At 56.7% G+C, this 18,194-nt stretch carries 21 protein-coding genes, 1 tRNA gene and 1 pseudogene; 13 read left to right on the forward strand and 10 right to left on the reverse strand.

The window, feature by feature from the left end:
• Positions 1 to 8: 8 nt before the first annotated feature.
• Positions 9 to 791 (forward strand): exodeoxyribonuclease III, encoded by a 783-nt coding sequence (gene xth, locus AC0N03_RS09480; protein ID WP_474288449.1) that lies wholly within the window; start codon positions 9 to 11, stop codon positions 789 to 791.
• Between the two features lie 6 nt (positions 792 to 797).
• Here xth and AC0N03_RS09485 read toward each other — a convergent pair whose 3' ends face one another.
• Both AC0N03_RS09485 and AC0N03_RS09490 read right to left on the reverse strand, forming a co-directional pair.
• Complete coding sequence (locus tag AC0N03_RS09485; RefSeq protein ID WP_474288450.1) at positions 798 to 1,187, reverse strand: c-type cytochrome; 390 nt, start codon at positions 1,185 to 1,187, stop codon at positions 798 to 800.
• Positions 1,188 to 1,198: 11 nt separating this feature from the next.
• Complete coding sequence (locus AC0N03_RS09490) at positions 1,199 to 2,209, reverse strand: aldose epimerase family protein (protein ID WP_474288451.1); 1,011 nt, start codon at positions 2,207 to 2,209, stop codon at positions 1,199 to 1,201.
• On the opposite strand from AC0N03_RS09490, the gene AC0N03_RS09495 reads away from it, so the two are divergent.
• The 7 genes from AC0N03_RS09495 to AC0N03_RS09525 all read left to right on the forward strand — a co-directional run bounded on the left by AC0N03_RS09495 (position 2,208) and on the right by AC0N03_RS09525 (position 9,450).
• The gene (locus AC0N03_RS09495) at positions 2,208 to 2,444 is read left to right on the forward strand and encodes a hypothetical protein (RefSeq protein ID WP_474288453.1); all 237 of its coding nucleotides are present in this window, start codon (positions 2,208 to 2,210) and stop codon (positions 2,442 to 2,444) included. The two genes, AC0N03_RS09490 and AC0N03_RS09495, sit on opposite strands and share 2 nt — an antisense overlap.
• Positions 2,431 to 3,924, forward strand: coding sequence for a replicative DNA helicase (locus AC0N03_RS09500; protein ID WP_474288454.1), 1,494 nt, complete (start codon positions 2,431 to 2,433; stop codon positions 3,922 to 3,924). Before AC0N03_RS09495 ends, AC0N03_RS09500 begins: the two co-directional genes overlap by 14 nt.
• Positions 3,924 to 5,033 (forward strand): alanine racemase, encoded by a 1,110-nt coding sequence (alr, locus tag AC0N03_RS09505; RefSeq protein WP_474288455.1) that lies wholly within the window; start codon positions 3,924 to 3,926, stop codon positions 5,031 to 5,033. Before AC0N03_RS09500 ends, alr begins: the two co-directional genes overlap by 1 nt.
• Positions 5,033 to 6,427, forward strand: a complete 1,395-nt coding sequence (radA, locus tag AC0N03_RS09510) for a DNA repair protein RadA (RefSeq protein WP_474288456.1) — start codon at positions 5,033 to 5,035, stop codon at positions 6,425 to 6,427. Before alr ends, radA begins: the two co-directional genes overlap by 1 nt.
• An 84-nt stretch (positions 6,428 to 6,511) precedes the next feature.
• Entirely contained in the window at positions 6,512 to 7,183 is a 672-nt protein-coding gene (locus AC0N03_RS09515; protein ID WP_474288458.1) for a CvpA family protein, read from the forward strand.
• Between the two features lie 27 nt (positions 7,184 to 7,210).
• A complete protein-coding gene (gene purF, locus AC0N03_RS09520) occupies positions 7,211 to 8,701 on the forward strand; it encodes an amidophosphoribosyltransferase (protein WP_474288459.1) in 1,491 nt (496 codons plus the stop codon).
• Positions 8,702 to 8,703: 2 nt separating this feature from the next.
• Positions 8,704 to 9,450, forward strand: coding sequence for an SDR family NAD(P)-dependent oxidoreductase (locus AC0N03_RS09525; RefSeq protein ID WP_474288462.1), 747 nt, complete (start codon positions 8,704 to 8,706; stop codon positions 9,448 to 9,450).
• Here the strand turns inward: AC0N03_RS09525 and scpB are convergent, their stop codons facing one another.
• From scpB to nagZ, 3 genes are read right to left on the reverse strand one after another with little or no spacing between them, the layout of a single operon-like run.
• On the reverse strand, positions 9,451 to 10,131 hold the full coding sequence (gene scpB / locus AC0N03_RS09530) for an SMC-Scp complex subunit ScpB (protein ID WP_474288463.1): 681 nt from the start codon (positions 10,129 to 10,131) through the stop codon (positions 9,451 to 9,453). It lies immediately after the preceding gene.
• On the reverse strand, positions 10,128 to 10,937 hold the full coding sequence (locus tag AC0N03_RS09535; protein WP_474288464.1) for a segregation and condensation protein A: 810 nt from the start codon (positions 10,935 to 10,937) through the stop codon (positions 10,128 to 10,130). Before AC0N03_RS09535 ends, scpB begins: the two co-directional genes overlap by 4 nt.
• Before the next feature lie 23 nt (positions 10,938 to 10,960).
• On the reverse strand, positions 10,961 to 11,977 hold the full coding sequence (gene nagZ / locus AC0N03_RS09540) for a beta-N-acetylhexosaminidase (protein WP_474288465.1): 1,017 nt from the start codon (positions 11,975 to 11,977) through the stop codon (positions 10,961 to 10,963).
• Between the two features lie 144 nt (positions 11,978 to 12,121).
• On the opposite strand from nagZ, the gene AC0N03_RS09545 reads away from it, so the two are divergent.
• Positions 12,122 to 12,196, forward strand: a tRNA-Gln gene (locus AC0N03_RS09545).
• 224 nt (positions 12,197 to 12,420) lie between these two features.
• Here the strand turns inward: AC0N03_RS09545 and AC0N03_RS09550 are convergent.
• From AC0N03_RS09550 to AC0N03_RS09565, 4 genes are all read right to left on the reverse strand, one after another.
• Positions 12,421 to 12,687 carry a hypothetical protein gene (locus AC0N03_RS09550; protein WP_474288467.1) on the reverse strand — a complete coding sequence of 89 codons (267 nt, stop codon included), beginning with the start codon at positions 12,685 to 12,687 and terminating at the stop codon, positions 12,421 to 12,423.
• A gap of 108 nt (positions 12,688 to 12,795) precedes the next feature.
• The gene (locus tag AC0N03_RS09555) at positions 12,796 to 13,611 is read right to left on the reverse strand and encodes a recombinase family protein (protein ID WP_474288468.1); all 816 of its coding nucleotides are present in this window, start codon (positions 13,609 to 13,611) and stop codon (positions 12,796 to 12,798) included.
• A 146-nt stretch (positions 13,612 to 13,757) separates the two neighbouring features.
• Entirely contained in the window at positions 13,758 to 14,072 is a 315-nt protein-coding gene (locus tag AC0N03_RS09560; protein ID WP_474288469.1) for a hypothetical protein, read from the reverse strand.
• Between the two features lie 124 nt (positions 14,073 to 14,196).
• Positions 14,197 to 14,715: a cupin domain-containing protein gene (locus AC0N03_RS09565; RefSeq protein ID WP_474288470.1), complete on the reverse strand. Its 519-nt coding sequence runs from the start codon at positions 14,713 to 14,715 to the stop codon at positions 14,197 to 14,199.
• 167 nt (positions 14,716 to 14,882) lie between these two features.
• Here AC0N03_RS09565 and AC0N03_RS09570 point away from each other — a divergent pair, with 167 nt between their 5' ends.
• From AC0N03_RS09570 to AC0N03_RS09585, 4 genes and pseudogenes are all read left to right on the forward strand, one after another.
• Positions 14,883 to 15,803 (forward strand): LysR family transcriptional regulator, encoded by a 921-nt coding sequence (locus AC0N03_RS09570; RefSeq protein ID WP_474288471.1) that lies wholly within the window; start codon positions 14,883 to 14,885, stop codon positions 15,801 to 15,803.
• Positions 15,804 to 16,610: 807 nt separating this feature from the next.
• Positions 16,611 to 17,168 carry an SOUL family heme-binding protein gene (locus tag AC0N03_RS09575; protein ID WP_474288472.1) on the forward strand — a complete coding sequence of 186 codons (558 nt, stop codon included), beginning with the start codon at positions 16,611 to 16,613 and terminating at the stop codon, positions 17,166 to 17,168.
• A 287-nt stretch (positions 17,169 to 17,455) separates the two neighbouring features.
• A complete protein-coding gene (locus AC0N03_RS09580) occupies positions 17,456 to 17,692 on the forward strand; it encodes an integrase core domain-containing protein (RefSeq protein WP_474288483.1) in 237 nt (78 codons plus the stop codon).
• 172 nt (positions 17,693 to 17,864) lie between these two features.
• Positions 17,865 to 18,047: pseudogene (locus AC0N03_RS09585) on the forward strand (LysR family transcriptional regulator); the annotation flags it as partial.
• Between the two features lie 37 nt (positions 18,048 to 18,084).
• Here the strand turns inward: AC0N03_RS09585 and AC0N03_RS09590 are convergent.
• The coding region (locus tag AC0N03_RS09590; RefSeq protein WP_474288484.1) for an IS3 family transposase at positions 18,085 to 18,194 on the reverse strand (110 nt) is incomplete at its 5' end.

Consider the following 18,194-nt stretch of genomic DNA (forward strand, 5'->3'; position numbering starts at 1 on the left):
GGTCCGTCATGCGCATTGCCACTTGGAACGTCAACTCAATCCGGCAACGGCACGACCACCTGCTCGCCTATCTGCGCGGAAACAACCCGGATATTCTGTGCCTTCAAGAATTGAAATGTCTCGAAGACGCCTTTCCTCGCGGAGAAATTGAGTCTCTGGGCTATAATATCGCGCTTCAGGGACAGAAAACGTTCAACGGCGTAGCCTTATTGTCAAAATTGCCGCTGGAAGATGTCCGTCTTGGCTTGCCGGGCAATGAGGACGATGAGCAGGCGCGTTATATTGAAGCCGTTGTTTCGACCAAAAGCGGCGTTCTTCGGATCGCCTCGATCTATCTGCCGAACGGCAATCCCGTCGACACGGAAAAATATGCATATAAATTGCGCTGGATGGACATTTTGCGCCGACATGCCGCTGCGTTGCTGGAACAGGAAGAACCGCTGGTACTGGCAGGCGATTATAATGTCATCCCTCAGCCACGCGACTGCCACGACCCCAAAGTCTGGGCCAATGACGCGCTCTTCTTGCCGCAAACGCGCGCCGCGTTTCAAAGCCTGCTCAACCTTGGCTTCACGGATGCTTTGCGTGCCTGCAGTGACGCCGAAAAGACATACACATTCTGGGATTATCAAGCCGGTGCCTGGCAGAAAAATGCCGGTATCCGCATTGATCATCTTCTGTTGTCGCCGCAGGCCGCGGATCGGCTGGAGAGCGCGCATATAGAAAAATCTATGCGCGCCCTCGAAAAACCCTCGGACCATGTTCCGGTCGAGATCAGCCTGGCAATTTAGCCGGGTCTATAGCTTTTTGCCGGTAATGTCGAACTGCTTGAGATAAGCGATCACGTCGGCGATATCCTCATCCTTGGGCAATCCCGAGAACGACATTTTGGTGCCGGGTACCATGCCGCGCGGATCCTTGAGGTATTTGGTCAGGGCCGCCTCGTCCCAGGTTATGCCCGAGTTCTTGTTCGCATCGGAATAGGAATAATTCGGCCAGCTGCCGGCCTTGCGTCCGACAATGCCGTTCAGCGGCGGCCCGACGCGGATGCCTGCGCCTTCGCCGATGGCGTGGCAGGCCATGCATTTCTTGAAAACCTGTTCGCCTTTCTCCACCGATTGCGCAAAGGCGCCCGAGAACGAAAAGGCAAGAACCCCAGCGGAGAGTGCCAAAGTCAAATTTCTCATAATATCCTCCTTCAAATGAAACGATATTCGATCTGATGCCGGTAGGATTGCCCCGGACGTAAGATTGAATTTGGAAAATGCCGTTTGTTGGGCGCATCTGGAAAATTCTGCGGCTCAAAGCACAAACCGGCATGGGCGCCATATTTTGCGCCGCCAAGGCCTGCAACGGGGCAATTGATCTTCGCGCCATCATAGAACTGGATGCCGCGCTCATCGGAATGCACTTCCATCAGAAGGCCGTTCTTGGGAGAGCGCAGATTTGCCATATGCACTAACCCGCTTTTCGGGTCAGGCCGGCCCGAAACCACGAAATTTGTATCGTAAAGCGTTCCGGCCGCGTTACGCACCGGCCGCGACTGTGCGAAAGAATAAGGCGTGTTCTCCACCGACAGAATTTCACCTGTTGGGATGAGATCGGCGTCGGTGGGCGTGTAAAAGGGCGCGAACAACTGCACTTCATGGTCGCGGGCATCTGCCGAACCGTCGAGGTTGAAATAGGAATGATGCGTCAGATTGACTGGTGTAGGCGCATCGCTCGTGGCGTCCAGATCGATGCGCAATGCGGATGGCGCAATCAGGCTATAGGTGCACGATGCTTTCACGCGGCCAGGGAACCCGGAATCGCCGTCCGGCGAATCCAATTCGAGGCGCACCGAGGAGGCCCCGACATCAGCAACACGCCAGACGCATTTGCCAAAACCCTTAGGCCCGCCGTGCAGGCAATGACGAGAATTCCTGTTCGGCGTGAGATGATGCGTCTGCCCGTCCAGTTCAAATTGTGCATTACCGATACGATTGGCAAAACGCCCCGGCGTGGAGCCAAAATTAGGCGAATGCGCCAGATAATCCTCGATTGAATTGAGGCCCAGCACCACCCTTTGCGGGCCGTTGCGCGAAGGAACGATCATATCCTTCAGAACGGCACCCCAATTCAGCACTTTCGCTGAAAAATTGTCGCCCAGCCGAATAGTGATTTCGACAACCTCTTGTCCATCGATGTTTCCAAAGGGTTGCACGGTCATGGCCAGCCTCTTGCCTGATGCGAACGATCAACAATTGATTTATGTCAAACATGGCCGTCCGACCACCCGGAGTGTCAAGTATTTTTCTCTGCAGGTGCTGCGGCAATTCATACCTGTGGGCAACGGGGAAAAGGAACCGATGCTTAACTTTTTCTTAAATCTTCCGGGCAAGCCATGTCATAGTGCAAGCATCGGAACTTCCCTCGAATTGAAAATCACCTATGGCTTTCGTTGACCAGCTTTCTTCCCGCACGCCTTCCAGCGAGACTCCCGCGCGCGTCGCACCGCACAATCTGGAAGCCGAGCAGGCTCTGCTTGGCGCAATAATTGTCAATAATGACGCATTCGACCGCGTATCGGATTTTCTGAAACCCGAACATTTTTTCGAGCCGGTTCATCAGCGCATTTTTGAAGTAATGACTTCGCTCATCCGTGCCGGCAAGGTTGCCACGCCGATAACCCTGAAAACCTTCCTCGGCGAAACGGATATGAACGGCACCAGCCTGCCGCAATACCTCGCCCGGCTGGCGGGCGAGGCCACAACCATCATCAACGCGGCTGATTACGGCCGCACGATATATGATCTTGCGGTGCGCCGCGGTCTTATCACCATCGGCGAGGAACTGGTCAACACCGCCTACGATTCGACAGTCGAACAGGCACCGCGCCTGCAGATTGAGGAGGCGGAGCGCCGGCTCTATGAAATTGCGGAAAGCGGACGATACGACGGCGGGTTCCAGCGTTTTTCACAGGCCCTGACAACAGCGGTGGACATGGCCGCCAAGGCCTTCGAACGCGATGGTCACCTGTCCGGCATTGCCACGCATATGACCGATCTCGACAACAAGATGGGCGGGCTTCAATCCTCCGACCTTATCATCGTGGCCGGACGCCCGGGCATGGGCAAGACGGCGCTGGCCACCAATATTGCGTTCAACATCGCTAAAGCCTACGAATTCCGCCTGCGTCCGGATGGCACGCGTGAAACCATCAATGGCGGCATTGTCGGCTTCTTCTCGCTGGAAATGTCGTCTGAACAGCTCGCAACACGTATCATTGCCGAGCAGGCGGGCGTCCCGTCCTACAAGATCAGGCGGGGCGATATTACGGAATCGGAATTTCACTCGGTTTCGGATGCTGCCCGCGCCATGCAGTCCGTGCCCTTCTATATTGACCAGACCGGCGGCATCTCGATAGCCCAGCTCACGGCGCGTGCACGCCGTCTCAAGCGGCAGCACGGGCTTGATGTGCTGGTTGTGGACTATCTCCAACTGCTTTCAGGTTCCAAGTCCAAGGGCGACAATCGCGTGCAGGAACTGACAGAAATCACCACCGGCCTGAAAGCGCTGGCCAAGGAGCTCAACGTGCCGGTGATGGCTTTGTCGCAGCTCTCCCGTCAGGTTGAGGCGCGCGACGACAAGCGGCCCCAATTGTCGGATCTGCGTGAATCAGGTTCCATTGAGCAGGATGCCGACGTGGTTATCTTCGTTTACCGCGAGGAATATTACCTCAAGAACAAGGAACCCCGCCCCGGCACCGAGGAACATCTCAAATGGATTTCCGACATGGAGAAAGTGCACGGCAAGGCCGAAGTTATTATAGGAAAGCAGCGTCACGGCCCGACAGGCACGGTTCAGCTTCAGTTCGAGGCCGAATTCACCCGCTTCGGCAATCTGGCGGATGAGGATAAATTGCCAGAGCGGATCGAGGACTGATGTCATCCGACTCCCATGCGGCCCATGGCGCGAAGCTGACAATTGACCTGAAGGCTCTCGTGGCCAACTGGCGGCTGCTTGCGGCGCGTGCTGCTCCCGCTGAATGTGCCGCCGTTGTCAAGGCAGATGCCTATGGTCTGGGGCTTGAACAGGCCGTAACGGCGCTTGATAGGGCTGGATGCGGCGTCTTTTTTGTGGCGCACCTTTCTGAAGCTATTCGCTTCAGAAAAATCGTAAATAATAAAAAAATATTTGTTTTAAATGGTTTGCGAGACAATTCTGAACGAGAATATAAGGAATTCAGCCTCATTCCTGTTCTGGGTTCGCGGCAGGAACTCGACCGCTGGAATGCGTATTGCGTGCAGGAGCGCCGACGCTTGCCGGCTGCCTTGCATTTTGACACCGGTATGAACAGGCATGGATTTGCCGCACAGGATATGACCGTCATTCTACCGGGTGAATTTCGCTTTCTCCCCGAATTGATCATGAGCCATTTTTCCGCTTCGGAAATGCCAGACGATCCGACTGTCACCGCGCAGATTGCTCTTTTCGATCAAATTCGCAAAAAATTTCCCGATGTACCGGCCAGTCTTGCCAATTCGTCCGGCCTTTTTCTTACACAACGGCCATTCTATGACCTTGCGCGGCCCGGATATGCCCTTTACGGCGGCAATCCGACACCCGGTGTTGATAACCCGATGCGCAGGGTTGTTACATTGAAGGCCAGAATCCTCCAGATCAGGTCGGTGATCAAGGGCGAGCGCGTTGGCTATAATGGCCGCTGGCATGCCCCGCGCGACAGCCGTATTGCAACATTAAGCATTGGCTATGCCGACGGCCTGCCGCGATCCGCGATGGGGACGGATAACAAGCCCGGCGCGCAGTTCTTCCATGACGGCAGACCCTGCCCCATCGTCGGGGCCATTTCCATGGATCTGACCACGATCGACGTGACGCGCTGCGCCGACGCCGCCGTTGACCAATTTGTTGAGATACTCGGGCCAAATCAATCTATCGATGATCTGGCCTCGGCCTCAGGGACGATTGGCTATGAAATACTGACACGGCTTGGACGGCGTTATTGCCGCGAATATATCGGAACAGATTGATGGCACGGGTAAAATCTCAATTCATCTGCCAGAATTGCGGCGCCGTGACACAGCGCTGGCAGGGACGCTGTGAATCGTGCGGGGAATGGAACACCATTCAGGAGGAAAATTCCGACAGCGGCATTGGCGCGCAAATGTCACGCGGCATGAAAAAAGGCCGTGTTTTCGCACTTGAGGGTCTCAGCGGCAATCAGGCACAGCCCCCCCGCATAATGAGCGGCATCAGCGAGCTTGATCGCGTTACCGGAGGCGGCTTTGTGCCGGGCTCCGTGATATTGCTCGGCGGCGAGCCGGGAATCGGCAAGTCGACATTGCTCATCCAAGCCTGCGCCAGTCTTGCGGGCAGAGGCAATCGCGTTGTTTATATTTCTGGCGAAGAGGCCGTGGCGCAGGTGCGTCTGCGAGCCGGGCGGCTGGGGCTTTCCGGTTCGCCGGTCGAACTGGCCGCAGAAACAAGCGTCGAGGATATCATCGCCACGCTCTCCGCCGGAGAATTGCCTGGTCTTGTCATCATCGACTCCATTCAGACCATGTTTACGGACATGGTGGAATCGGCGCCCGGCACTGTAACGCAGGTGCGCGGTTCCGCACAGGCACTGATTCGCTATGCTAAACTCTCCGGCGCCAGCGTGATTCTTGTCGGCCATGTCACCAAGGACGGGCAGATCGCCGGGCCGCGCGTTGTCGAACATATGGTCGATGCCGTATTGTCGTTTGAGGGCGATGGCTCTCATCATTTCCGAATTTTGCGCGGGATTAAAAACCGGTTCGGCCCAACCGACGAAATCGGCGTTTTTGAAATGACGGGTCTCGGCCTGAGCGAAGTGAGCAATCCTTCGGCGCTGTTTTTATCCGGCCGCGATGCCGGCGCGGCAGGAACGGCAGTCTTTGCCGGGATGGAGGGTACGCGCCCCGTTCTGGTTGAATTCCAGGCGCTCGTTGCGCCGTCAAGTCTCGGCACGCCGCGCCGTGCGGTTGTCGGCTGGGACTCAAACCGTCTGGCCATGGTGATCGCCGTGCTGGAAGCGCATGCTGGTGTGCGTCTGGCCCAGCACGATGTCTATCTCAACGTGGCGGGCGGACTGAAGATCAGCGAGCCAGCGGCTGATCTGGCCGTAGCTGCGGCGCTTGTGTCGTCGCTGACTGGCGCGCATCTGCCAAGAACCGCTGTCTATTTTGGTGAAATTGGCCTCTCCGGCGCTGTCCGGCCTGTGGTTCACGCCGGCTTACGCGTCAAGGAAGCCGCCAAACTGGGCTTCGAACTTGCCTTCGCGCCGCCCAGACGTGACGAAAGCGGCGATAAAATGCCGCTGAAACTCGAACACGTCAGCCATATTTCGGCATTGGTGGCAAATATCGCACAGCAATCAACATCACGCGGAAATGCCAACTAAAGAGTGACGCCGCGCGGAGACTTGGTTATAAGGCGGGGCAGCAGCGCCAAATCAGTTTCAAAATTTCCGTGCAGAGGCCATGAGATGCCATCCTATCTTGATCTCGGATTGATCGTCGTTGTGCTGATATCAGCACTTCTCTCCATGGTGCGCGGCTTTACGCGCGAGGTTCTTGCAATCGGCTCATGGGCGGCTGCAGCGGTGGCGGCCTACTACGGCTATCCTCTGGCATTGCCGCACGTCAAACCCTATATAGCAAAAGATACTTTTGCTTTGGCCGCCTCGGTGGCACTCGTCTTTTTCGTCGTGCTCATTCTCGTGTCGATTATTACGGTCAAGCTTTCAGATGTCATCCTTGACTCGAAAATCGGAGCTCTGGATCGGACGTTAGGTTTTATTTTTGGTGCGGCCCGCGGTTTTCTTTTGTGCACGGTTGCTTTCATGTTCTTCAATTGGCTTGTCGCCGACAAACAAAAGCCAGAGTGGGTTAAGACAGCGCGCTTCCGCCCCTATCTGGAAGTGGCTGGGACAGAGCTGCAAGGCTTCCTGCCGGAAGACCCGGAAAAAACCCTGTTGAAGAACTTGAAAATTCCAAAAAATGGCGTTTCATCGGGAAGCGCTCCAATTTTGGAACAGAATGCCGCTCCCAAGACGCCTGACGATGGAGCCGGCGCCCAAGGTGACGCAGCCGCCAGTCCGGATAAAGCCGACTCGCAGCAGCTTGATTTGCTGATCGACAAGACACAAAAGCCGTGAAATTGCGTAAATTACAGGAATACTTGAATGGTTGAGTTGGCAGCACCGTCCTTGGACAGCTCGGATCCTTCGATTTTCGACCCCTATGCCGACCGGTTGCGGGAAGAATGCGGCGTGTTCGGCATATTCGGACATCCACAAGCAGCGGCAATTACGGCTCTTGGCCTGCATGCGCTTCAGCACCGCGGTCAGGAAGCGGCGGGTATCGTGACTTTTGACGGTCATCGTTTCAGCTCCGAACGCCGGATGGGTCTGGTCGGTGACCACTTCTCCTCAGCGTCCACAATTGCCCGTCTGCCCGGCACAATGGCTATCGGCCACGTGCGCTATGCCACGACCGGAGGCACCATTCTGCGCAATGTGCAGCCGCTGTTTGCTGAACTCGCCTCTGGCGGGTTTGCGGTGGCACATAACGGCAATCTGACCAATGGCCTGACCTTGCGCAAGCAATTGATCGCCGATGGCGCCATTTGTCAGGCCACCACCGATACCGAAGTGATGTTGCATCTGGTCGCCCGCAGCCGCAAGACGCGGTTCATGGATCGGTATATAGAAGCGCTCCGCCAACTCGAGGGCGCTTATTCGCTGGTCAGCCTGACCAACAAGAAACTGATCGGCGCCCGTGATCCTCTCGGCATCCGTCCGTTGGTGCTTGGCGAACTCGACGGCTGCTATATTCTCGCTTCGGAAACCTGCGCGCTGGATATTATTGGCGCTCGGTTCATCCGCGATGTCGAAAACGGCGAAGTGATCGTTATCTCAGAATCTGGTCTGGAGAGCATCAAGCCTTTCCCGCCGCGCGTGATGCGGCCCTGCATCTTTGAATATGTTTATTTTGCCCGTCCTGATTCGGTTGTGCATGGGCGCAGCGTCTATGACATCCGCAAGAACATGGGTGCGGAACTGGCTCGCGAGAGCGCCGTGGAAGCGGATGTGGTCGTGCCTGTGCCCGACTCCGGCGTACCGGCGGCCATCGGCTTTGCGCGGGCCTCGGGCATTCCTTTCGAGCTGGGAATTATCCGCAATCATTATGTCGGACGCACGTTTATCCAGCCGACGCAGGCCATACGCGAAATCGGCGTGCGCCTTAAGCACAGCGCCAACCGCTCAGTGATTGAAGGCAAGCGCATCATCCTGCTGGACGACTCGATTGTGCGCGGAACGACGTCTGTCAAAATCGTGCGGATGATGCGTGAGGCCGGCGCAAAGGAAGTGCATTTCCGCATTTCTTCGCCGCCGATCAAACATCCAGATTTTTATGGCATTGATACGCCGGAGCGCGAAAATCTGCTTGCTGCGACCCACTCGCTTGAGCAGATCCGCGAATATATCGGCTGCGACTCCATTGCCTTCCTTTCGATTGACGGGCTTTACCGTGCCGTCGGCGAGCAGCGCCGCGATCCGGTGCAGCCGCAGTTCACCGACCATTGCTTTACCGGCGATTATCCCACCCCGCTGGCGGATATTGCGAATGAGGGCAATGGTCATCAATTGTCCATGTTGGCGGAAGCGAGCTGAAAATGAAGTTGTTGCAGGATCGCGTAGCCCTCGTAACCGGGGCTTCGCGGGGTATTGGTCGTGCATTGGCGCTGGAACTGGCGCGGCAAGGCGCTCATGTCATCGCATTGGCCCGCACGCAAGGCGCGCTTGAAAAGCTTGACGATGAAATTCAGCAACTGGGGGGCCAGACAACACTTGTGCCCTGCGACCTTAAAGATTTTGACGCGCTCGACCGTCTGGGTGCGGCCGTATACCAGCGCTGGGGCAAGCTTGATATCCTTCTGGGCAATGGCGCGGTTCTGGGACCTATCTCGCCGCTGGCGCATGTCGACGCCAAGGACTGGGACAATGTATTAGCAACCAATGTCACCGCCAACTGGCGGCTGATCCGCGCTCTTGATCTGCCGCTGCGCCAATCGGACGCCGGACGCGTGATCATGATGAGTTCAGGCGCGGGAAACCGGGCGGAATTCAAGCCGTTCTGGGGGCCTTATGCGGCTTCCAAGGCCGCTCTGGACGCGATTGTGCGCACCTATGCCGAAGAAACCCGCAATATCACCCCGATCCGCGTCATGGCGGTTGACCCCGGCCGGTTGCGCACCCGCATGCGCGCGCAGGCCATGCCCGGTGAAGACCCTGAAACACTGACGACGCCAGAAGAATTCGCCCCGTTTCTTATGCCGCTCTGCGCGCCGCAATGGCAGGAAACGGGCAAGCTCTATCATTTCCCGTCACGGAAAGTGCTCAGCTTTCAGGGACCGGCCTGATCATTCTTCCAGATCCTGTGAAAAATCATCGAAGAGCGGTCCATCGAACGGCTCTTCGTCTTCGTTCAGGCGTTCATCGTCATTGGGCAGCGGAATCTTAAGCCCCTTTGGCAAGTTGGCGTCCAATAGCCCTGCCCCCTTCAATTCCTCAAGCCCGGGCAGATCGCCGATCTGCTCAAGGCCGAAATGATCGAGGAATTTTGCGGTCGTGCCATAGGTAACGGGCCTGCCCGGAACCCGTCTTCGCCCGCGCAGGCGTATCCATCCGGCCTCGAGCAGCACATCAATGGTGCCCTTGGCCACGGCCACGCCGCGGATTTCCTCGATCTCGGCGCGCGTCGCCGGCTGGTGATAGGCTATGATCGCCAATGTCTCCAGCGCGGCCCGGGTAAGCTTCCGGGGTTCCGGGGCTCCTTCTGCCATCAGCCAGGACAGGTCCTTGGCCGTGCGGAAAGCCCATTTCTCACCAATACGCACCAGTTCGACTCCGCGGCCCGCATAGTGCGTCTGCAATGTCTCCACCAGCGCGCGGATGTCCGTGCCCTCCGGCAGGCGGGCTGCAAGTTCTGCCTCGCCAACAGGTTCGGAACTGGCAAAAAACATAGCCTCGATGATTCTCAGCGCCAGAGCTTCACGCTCCGCGTAGCCCTTTTCAAACAACGTGAAAGACATGCGCGTCATGCCAGTGCCTTGCGTTGCTGGCTTGGCTTCAGCCAGATGGTCGCGAAGGGCTTTTCCTGACGCATGGCGCATTTACCTTCGCGCACCAGTTCCAGCGTGGCGGAAAAGCTCGATGCCTTCAGCGAGCGTAATTGCTCAGGTGTGCTCATGTAAGTAAGAAGATAGGGCTCCAGCGCGGCCCAATCCTGACTTATGCCCAGCAGACGCTCCAGAGCCGTTCGCGCCTCCACCAGTGACCAGACAAAGCGTTGCCGCAGGGTGACCCGGGCAAGAGCATGCTTTTGCCGCTGCGTGGCGTAGGCGCTCAGCAGATCATAGAGGCTGGCCTCATAGACCGTGGTTTTGACTTCGACCATGGGCTCGGTTGCGCCTCTGGCAAAAAAATCCCGTCCGAGGCACGGCCTGTTGATGAGCTGTTCCGCGACACGTCGCATGGCCTCGAGCCGTCGCAGACGATGGGCAAGCGCCAGAGCCATATCCGCAGCATCGGGTTCGGCATCCGATGTCGGCCCCGGAAGCAGCAGGCGGGATTTCAGATAAGCCAGCCATGCTGCCATCACGAGGTAATCGGCAGCCAGTTCAAGACGTATCTTCCGGGCCGCCTCGATGAAGGCAAGATATTGCTCCGCCAGCGCGAGAACGGAAATTCGGATGAGGTCAACCTTCTGCCGCCGCGCAAGATCCAGCAAAAGATCAAGCGGCCCTTCGTAGCCTTCAATGTCGATCAGCAGCGCGCTATCCTCAGCTTCGCTGCCCGGGGCAGAAGCAATGTCATCGTCAAACTGAAAAATGGCTGGCCGCTTCATTAACCACAAATGTGACGCGCAGCCTATCCCGAAGCAAGCGCTGATTCGAGCCGCCGGCGCGCATCCACAAGATCAAGTGGTTCCGGCACATGTTTGGTCACGGCCAAGGCCCGCAAAGCCCGTTCATGGCGCCTGCGGTTCATCACAGGGGTAGCCTCGGCAACCTCCCGCATTTCGTCGAGATTACCGTTGCAATGCAGCACGATGTCAACGCCGGCGCGAAATGCGCGCAACACCTTCTGCCGGAATGTGCCGGACAGAGCCTTCATCGACAAATCGTCGCTGAGCAGCAGTCCATCAAAGCCAATCGTGCCCCGGATATGCTTCCGGATGATTGAGCGGGATATGGTTGCCGGATTTCGCGGATCCAGCGTCTTGAAAATGACATGGGCTGTCATCGCCGCTGGCAAATCAGCATTGACTGAGAATGGATAAAAATCATGGGCGATCAGGTCTTCCCGCGAGGCTCCGACCTTCGGCAGTTCAAGATGGCTATCGGCCAGAGCGCGGCCATGACCAGGCACATGCTTCATGACGGGGAGCACTGCGCCGGCCATCATCCCCTCTGCGGCAGCCCTGCCGAGCACGGCCACCCGGACGGGGTCAGGCGCATAGGCCCTGTTGCCGATCACGTCATGGCTGCCGGAAATCGGCACGTCCAGAACGGGCATGCAATCAACATTGATGCCCACCGCACGCAGATCATGCGCCATGAGCCGCGCCGAGAGACGCACCAGTTCGCGGCGCTCGTGCGCCGTGATCTTGGTCAGCGCCTCAAACCGTGCCGCAGGCGGATAGGCAGGCCAATGGGGTGGACCTAGTCTTTGCACCCTGCCCCCCTCCTGATCGACCAGAACAGGTGCATCGTGCCGGGCTACAAGACTTCGGAATTCGGCTGTTAATTGAGCCACTTGCTCAGGATTTTCAATGTTTCGCCGGAACAGAATCAATCCCCAGGGCTGGGCCGTCTGAATAAAGGCCCGTTCGTCGTGCGACAGGACAGGTCCCGCACACCCGCATATAAAGGCCCTGATTGCCATGAACTTTCCCCGCAGTCGTGAAATTATTATTGCATAGTGGCTGATTCAACATGATTTGGCGAAGATTTTCGGATTCTGATCTCGTCAGACTTGCAGGCGGCGACCGCAGCCTCTATACATCTGCGACCTCGACAGAGGCAGCGATGGGGCGTCGCCAAGTGGTAAGGCAGCGGATTTTGATTCCGCCATACGGAGGTTCGAATCCTCCCGCCCCAGCCATGCATTCCGTTATGCGGGATAGAGCGCTCAATACGCGCAGAATGATCCGGTCACAGAGGACTTTAGCTTGAACCCTTATATCTGCGCCTTGCAGAAATCGGCTTAAATCGACCAATTCTTGCCCATTTTAATATCCGGTCTGGGCTGCGTAATTTTGAATCTCCGGAATTTTTAAAATCTAGAATCCGAGACCCGGTTTGACTACAGGGGAAGACTGGATCGATTTATGACCTAATCAGGGTATGGACCGGCGTGCCAACTGCTTTTTGGTGATCAATCGCATGACCAAAGAGCAACAGGCAATCGCTGCCGTTGGCGATGGCCTCGATTAATCGCGGCGAGACGAAGGCCAGAGGCGCAAGATATCGAATATGGCGCTGGACCTTGCGTTCGCGCTGCGCGATCTCCTTGAACGCTGCCGCGCGCCCCTCGGCAAGATCTTCCAACCAGCATCGCGCCTTGGCAATCGCAGTTAGGATGGTCTCGCTCATCGCTGGATCGAGATTGGCTTGCTCCGATGGTTTTCAGGCGATGCCTTTTCGCGCAATTGTGCTGTATGGTGTCTACGGCACCTGTACTTTAAGCGAAGACGTGTCGGTTCAATCCTGACCATGCTCCTTCGCTTGAATAGTTCCCTCGGCATTTATCTCCTCCACGTTTGTCATGCTCGATACCATGATGATGTCGATGTATTTCGAGTGCAGGACAACGCGTTCGACTTGCATGGCGCCAAGATTACGATTGGAGAATTCTGTCATTGGCGGCATCGCCCGGTCTGGCGCCACTCCAGACGTCTCATGGCTGGCATTGGCCTCTGAGTGTCGTTCGTCTAAATCACGTCTGACAACTGCGACAATCAGATTCTCAATCTCCGGAGCCGCAATCCGGGAAATACTGCCGGCCTCTGATTTACGGTTCTGCAACAAAGCCTGCGAGACATAATAGCGATAACGGACACCCTTCTTGTTGGAATGGCTCGGGCTCATCCGGTTGCCGCGATCGTCAAAGAGCAGACCGGAGAGAAAAGCCGATGACTTCGATCGTCGCACCTTTCGAGAGACAGCTCCATCCTTGAGCTTTGCCTGCACCGCCTCGAACAACTCCCTCTCAATAATCGGTGCATGTTCGCCGCAATGGATTTCGTTTCGATATGAGATTTCCGATATATAGAAACGGTTTTTGAGAATATGGGCGAGTGGTCCAACCATGAAATGGCTAGACTGAACGGCGCTACCCTCTCGGCCGCATCTTATTCTCGCCCGCACGCCTCGACGATGCCGATTATCGACGAGCAGGCCTAGCGAGCCAATCGCGAGGTAGCGCTGAAAGATGGTTCTCACCTGCTCGGCGTCGTCTTCCTCGACCACGATCGCATCCACCCTGCCCAGCTTCACGGCGTCGAGAAGCTGTTGCAAACCCGAAACTTCCAGCGAAGCGCCCGATAATCCGCCGTCGTCTTAGTGTTCGGCCAGAAGCCGCCAGCCCTCATGCGCCTGACTTTTAATATAGGCTTCACACGCCTCTCTTTTGGGCATCTAATGAGTTGAACGCCATATCGAGATTACACTCGGTCGATTTGCGGGTATAGATGGCGCAGCGCAGCGATTTTGGCACGGATGTCCGCAAAGCCCTGTTCTATCTTGCCGCGATCTATTCTGCGCCGCTTGCTGTTATTATCGACGCCAGAAGCGTTCTTTGCCCTACCCTGCTCGGCCTTGTTCAGCCTCTCCCAATCTTCCATTCTTCGACATTTTTTGCTCCTGGCGGTCAGCCGGGCCAAAATCGCCCCGTCACCACCACGACCCCGCCGGGGCCCATTAGTCAGCGGGGTAAGAAGCTTCCAGACCGCCATGATCCGTGGCGCCCTGTCATCCATGACATTGCTCTCAAGTGCGGCGAAGTCCAGTCTACAGTCTTAAAGACGACCTGAAGCCGAAATTTCCTGGCAAGGGGGCTACACTGATGTGCCAGTCGCCGCCCCCTTTCTTTGCGTTGCGCGCTCAGTCTTGTGTCAACGGCGGCCCAAGCAGGGTCATGTCATGTTTTGCAAACACCTGGGCAATTGCTGCGCGATCCGGTTTTTCCGCACGCGCGACCGGAGCCAGATCGGCGAAGAACCTGTGGCCACCGCCAGGAACGAACGTGAGGATGAGCTCTCCAGGTGCATCGGTAAGATTAAGAAAGGCGTGCGGCACAGTCGCTGGCAAATATGCGAAGCCGCCCTGGTTCAGCGTAAACGTTTCATCGCCGATCCGAACTTTGAAGGAGCCCTTGAGGACATGAATGGTTTCGTCCTGCTTGTGATGGACGTGGAGTGGCGGACCGCCGCGAGGGGCAACTTCGACAACAAAATAGTCAAATGCACCGCCGGTCTGGTCGCCGGTGAGCTTGAAGATCAGGTCACGGCCCGGCCCGGACCATAGCCGCTGGCCTTCGCCTTCACGAAGAACGACGCGAGCCGCCAAAGCCCGGGGGGGGGGGGCCGCGGCCGGATTTGATCTATTGGTCATGGCGTTCATGGTCTTTCTCCCTCGTCTTCCCCGCTGGATAGCTGGAACTTTTGACCCTGGCGCTGCCTGCGGGGGGACGCGCGATTGGCTGGCCATTGTCGAACAGTACGCTACGCTCACTTCTGTACCGGTGGAATTCCTTAACTTCGCCCAGCACTTGTGCTAAAAAGCACAACATGAATTGGGATGACTTGCGATATTTTCTTGCGGTCTATCGCTCCGGCTCTTCCAACGCCGCGGCGCGAAAGTTGCGGGTTCAGCACACCACAGTCGGACGGCGCATTGCGGCGCTCGAGGCGATACTAGGCGAAAGACTTTTCATCCGCACGCCAGAAGGTCTGACGCCGACCGAAGCAGCACTCGCCATTGTGCCTTCCGCTGAGGAAGCGGAGCGCTGCTTCCTTGCCATAGAGCGGCAGGTGCGCCACACCGATAGCGGCATTGAAGGCAAGGTTCGCCTGACAACGTCTGAGGCGTTCGGTGGCTATCTCATCCGTCATCTTGCGAAGCTGCAGTCACGCTACCCGAACCTCACGGTTGAGATTGACACCTCCAACGCGGTGAGAGACCTGACGCGAGGCGAGGCGGACATAGCGTTGCGCATGGTGCCTACGGTGCAATCGGAGCTGATCTGTCGACGGATTGGGGAAGCCGGCTGGTCGCTCTTCGGTTCTGCGGATTACATAGCGCGCCACGGTATTCCCGATCTCGCGAACGGGCTCGCGGGGCACAATGTGATCGGATTTGGCGAAAGCCTCGCGGCGTCGCCGGGTGCCCGCTGGCTCGGCGCGAACGCCAGCAGCGCGCATATAGCGCTGCGCGGAGAGTCGGTCGTCGCGGTGATCAACGCCGCCTCAGCCGGAATTGGCTTGGCGGTCGTGCCGTGCTTTCTCGCCTCCAGAGCGCCGAATCTACGCCAGGTCGCGCCAAAGGTCTTGACCTCACGCGAGATATGGCTGGTATACCATCCCGACGTTGCACGGCTCGCAAGGGTCAGGGCGGCAATCGACTTCTTCGTCGAAATCGTCGGTGCCGACCGCGTCTTCCTTATGGGGACCACGGCTCCATTAATAGACACCGGGTGGGTCAAGTCGTAGACTAGGTAAGCTTCGCTCGCCGAGTTGAGCGGAGACTTGCAAGCCTGCTTCTTCACGTCCAGCTGCCGTCGGACAAGGCTGTCCGTCGTGGAATGCTTTGAAACAAACTGAAGTGAACCCCTAGGGCTGGACCACGGCGCACGTAAAAACTGATACGCTCCGTGAGCCTTAAATGGAGAAGGCTCATGAACTGCAGAGGTCCATATCGGCTGCAGTCGACACCGTTCAAGTTGCAGCTTTGTCAGGATATCGGAAACGGCGTCATTGGACGCCGTATTGCCGGCGGCCCATCAGCCATAATTTCCAGCGCTGAAGCGCGTGTGGAGCGACGCACGACGCGCCGGATTATCCGCAGGAGGCGTATATCGCCGTGATTCCGGTCGGCTGTCCTTACGGGGTCTAAAGCGGGTACAACCTCTATTATTGTGGCGGAACCTACTACCAAAAATCCGGCGGCAGCTATGTGATCGTCTATTTCTGATTGAGGCAGTTTGGACTTAAGGACAAACACCGCCGGAAGGCTTAACAACCAGTTTCGCGCAGGCAAAGGAACTGTGCGTAATCGGGCAACAGCTTAAAATGTTGCTGTGGCGGCGTTTATCACCCATGATCGGAATTTCAGAGGGAGGATTTGAACAGCAACCTGCCTAGCAAGCGGATTGCCTGCACTTTGCTCTTCGGGGCCGTTTAAGGGATTCTCTGCAACTTGCGGGCACTTCTTGGAGTAAGTTGGCAATGATATCGATAATATTGAAGCCGATCTCGTTGGGCCTTCTCCTAGCGATAACTCTTTTCGGAAGTCCCTCAATGGCCATTGAAGAGCCCTCCTTCAAAACCGTCCTCAGCGATGGCGCGTTTGAAGTAAGGGATTATTCGAGCCTCATCGTCGCCGAGGTCACCGTCACGGGAGAGCAGAAGGAAGCCGCAAGCAAGGGCTTTCGCCTGCTCGCAGGCTACATCTTTGGCGGAAACAAACGTCGACAAAGCATTGCTATGACGGCGCCAGTGGCGCAGGAGCCAACCGGCGAAAGCATCGCAATGACAGCCCCGGTTACGCAGATGGAAAGCGCAGGCGCTTGGGTTGTCCGTTTCACGATGCCGAGTGCCTACACCATGCAGTCGCTGCCAGAACCTGACGACCCTAAAGTTCGTTTGCGAAGCCTGCCGGCCAAACGCTTCGCCGTACTTCGGTTTTCCGGCTTGGCTGGCAAAGACGACGTGGACGGCAAAAGCGCGGAGCTTCTCGCATTAGCCAAAGCCCACCATCTGCGCACGAAAGGTCCAGTAACGCTTGCTCAATACGATCCGCCTTGGACGCTCTGGTTCATGCGGCGCAACGAAGTAATGATACAGGTCATTCCCTGACACAGAGGACAGCCTCTGGTTTTGTATTCCGCAAGCGAACGCTGGAGCCTCGATTTTGTCAGCTATGCCGTCACAGATGAACTGCGGTCCTGGATTCTGACTGTCGTAGATGCCCATTCGCAATATTGCCCCTGCGATCGACGCCCTGTTTATCTACCCGAGGCGAGAATGTGGTCCAAACGTTCGAAACTATTTGTAAGCTCGGTGGTTATCCGACGACCATCAAGATAGTCCATGACAGCGCATTCAACTGCCGCGATCCCGGCCTGCGGGCGTGCGCAAACAACGTGAGGCTGGACTTCTCCTGTCTAGGCCAGCAGACCGACAATGGTTTCATCGAAGCATTCAACAGCGAGTTCTGGGCAAAGTGCCTGAATGCACATTGGTTCTTGAGCCTTGACGATGCCTGCCGAAAAATGGAGGATTGGCTTAGGGACTATAACGAGGTTCGGCCACACAGCACCATCGGCAATAAACCGCCGATATCGCGAGTAAATAGCTCATCAGCACACCCGCAGTCCTGAGCCAAAACCCCGGAAAATTCCAGCTCCTGCCGGCCTAAAATGGAGGGCACTTCAGTTGGGCCAGAACGAACTTCAAATCGAATTAAGCTCCGGGGGCAAACTCAGAGGCAGATCAAATGCTCTAAGAAGCGTATTTCCTACAATTCGCCAGAGGTAGTTAAAAGGCGCAAAAATGTCCGTTAGAAAATATAAACTTCCACCTTTGGATTTGTTTCACAGCTTTGAGGCAGTTGCGCGCCATCGTAGTTTTACCCTCGCGGCGGATGAACTGTGTCTGACCCAAAGTGCGGTCAGCAGGCAAATTAAGGCGCTTGAAGTTGCGCTAGATTTGCGGCTATTCCGCCGCTCGCATCGCGCTATCGATCTGAATAGCCCCGAGTTTTCTAGACACCTTACAGTTTCAATTTTTGCTGCTGCTCGAAGTCAGCCGGTGACAGCATGCCGTTTCTGACATGCTTACGTTGCGGGTTATAGAACATCTCGATGTAGTCGAACACATCCT

Source organism: Methylocystis sp. sgz306128, from assembly GCF_056032725.1.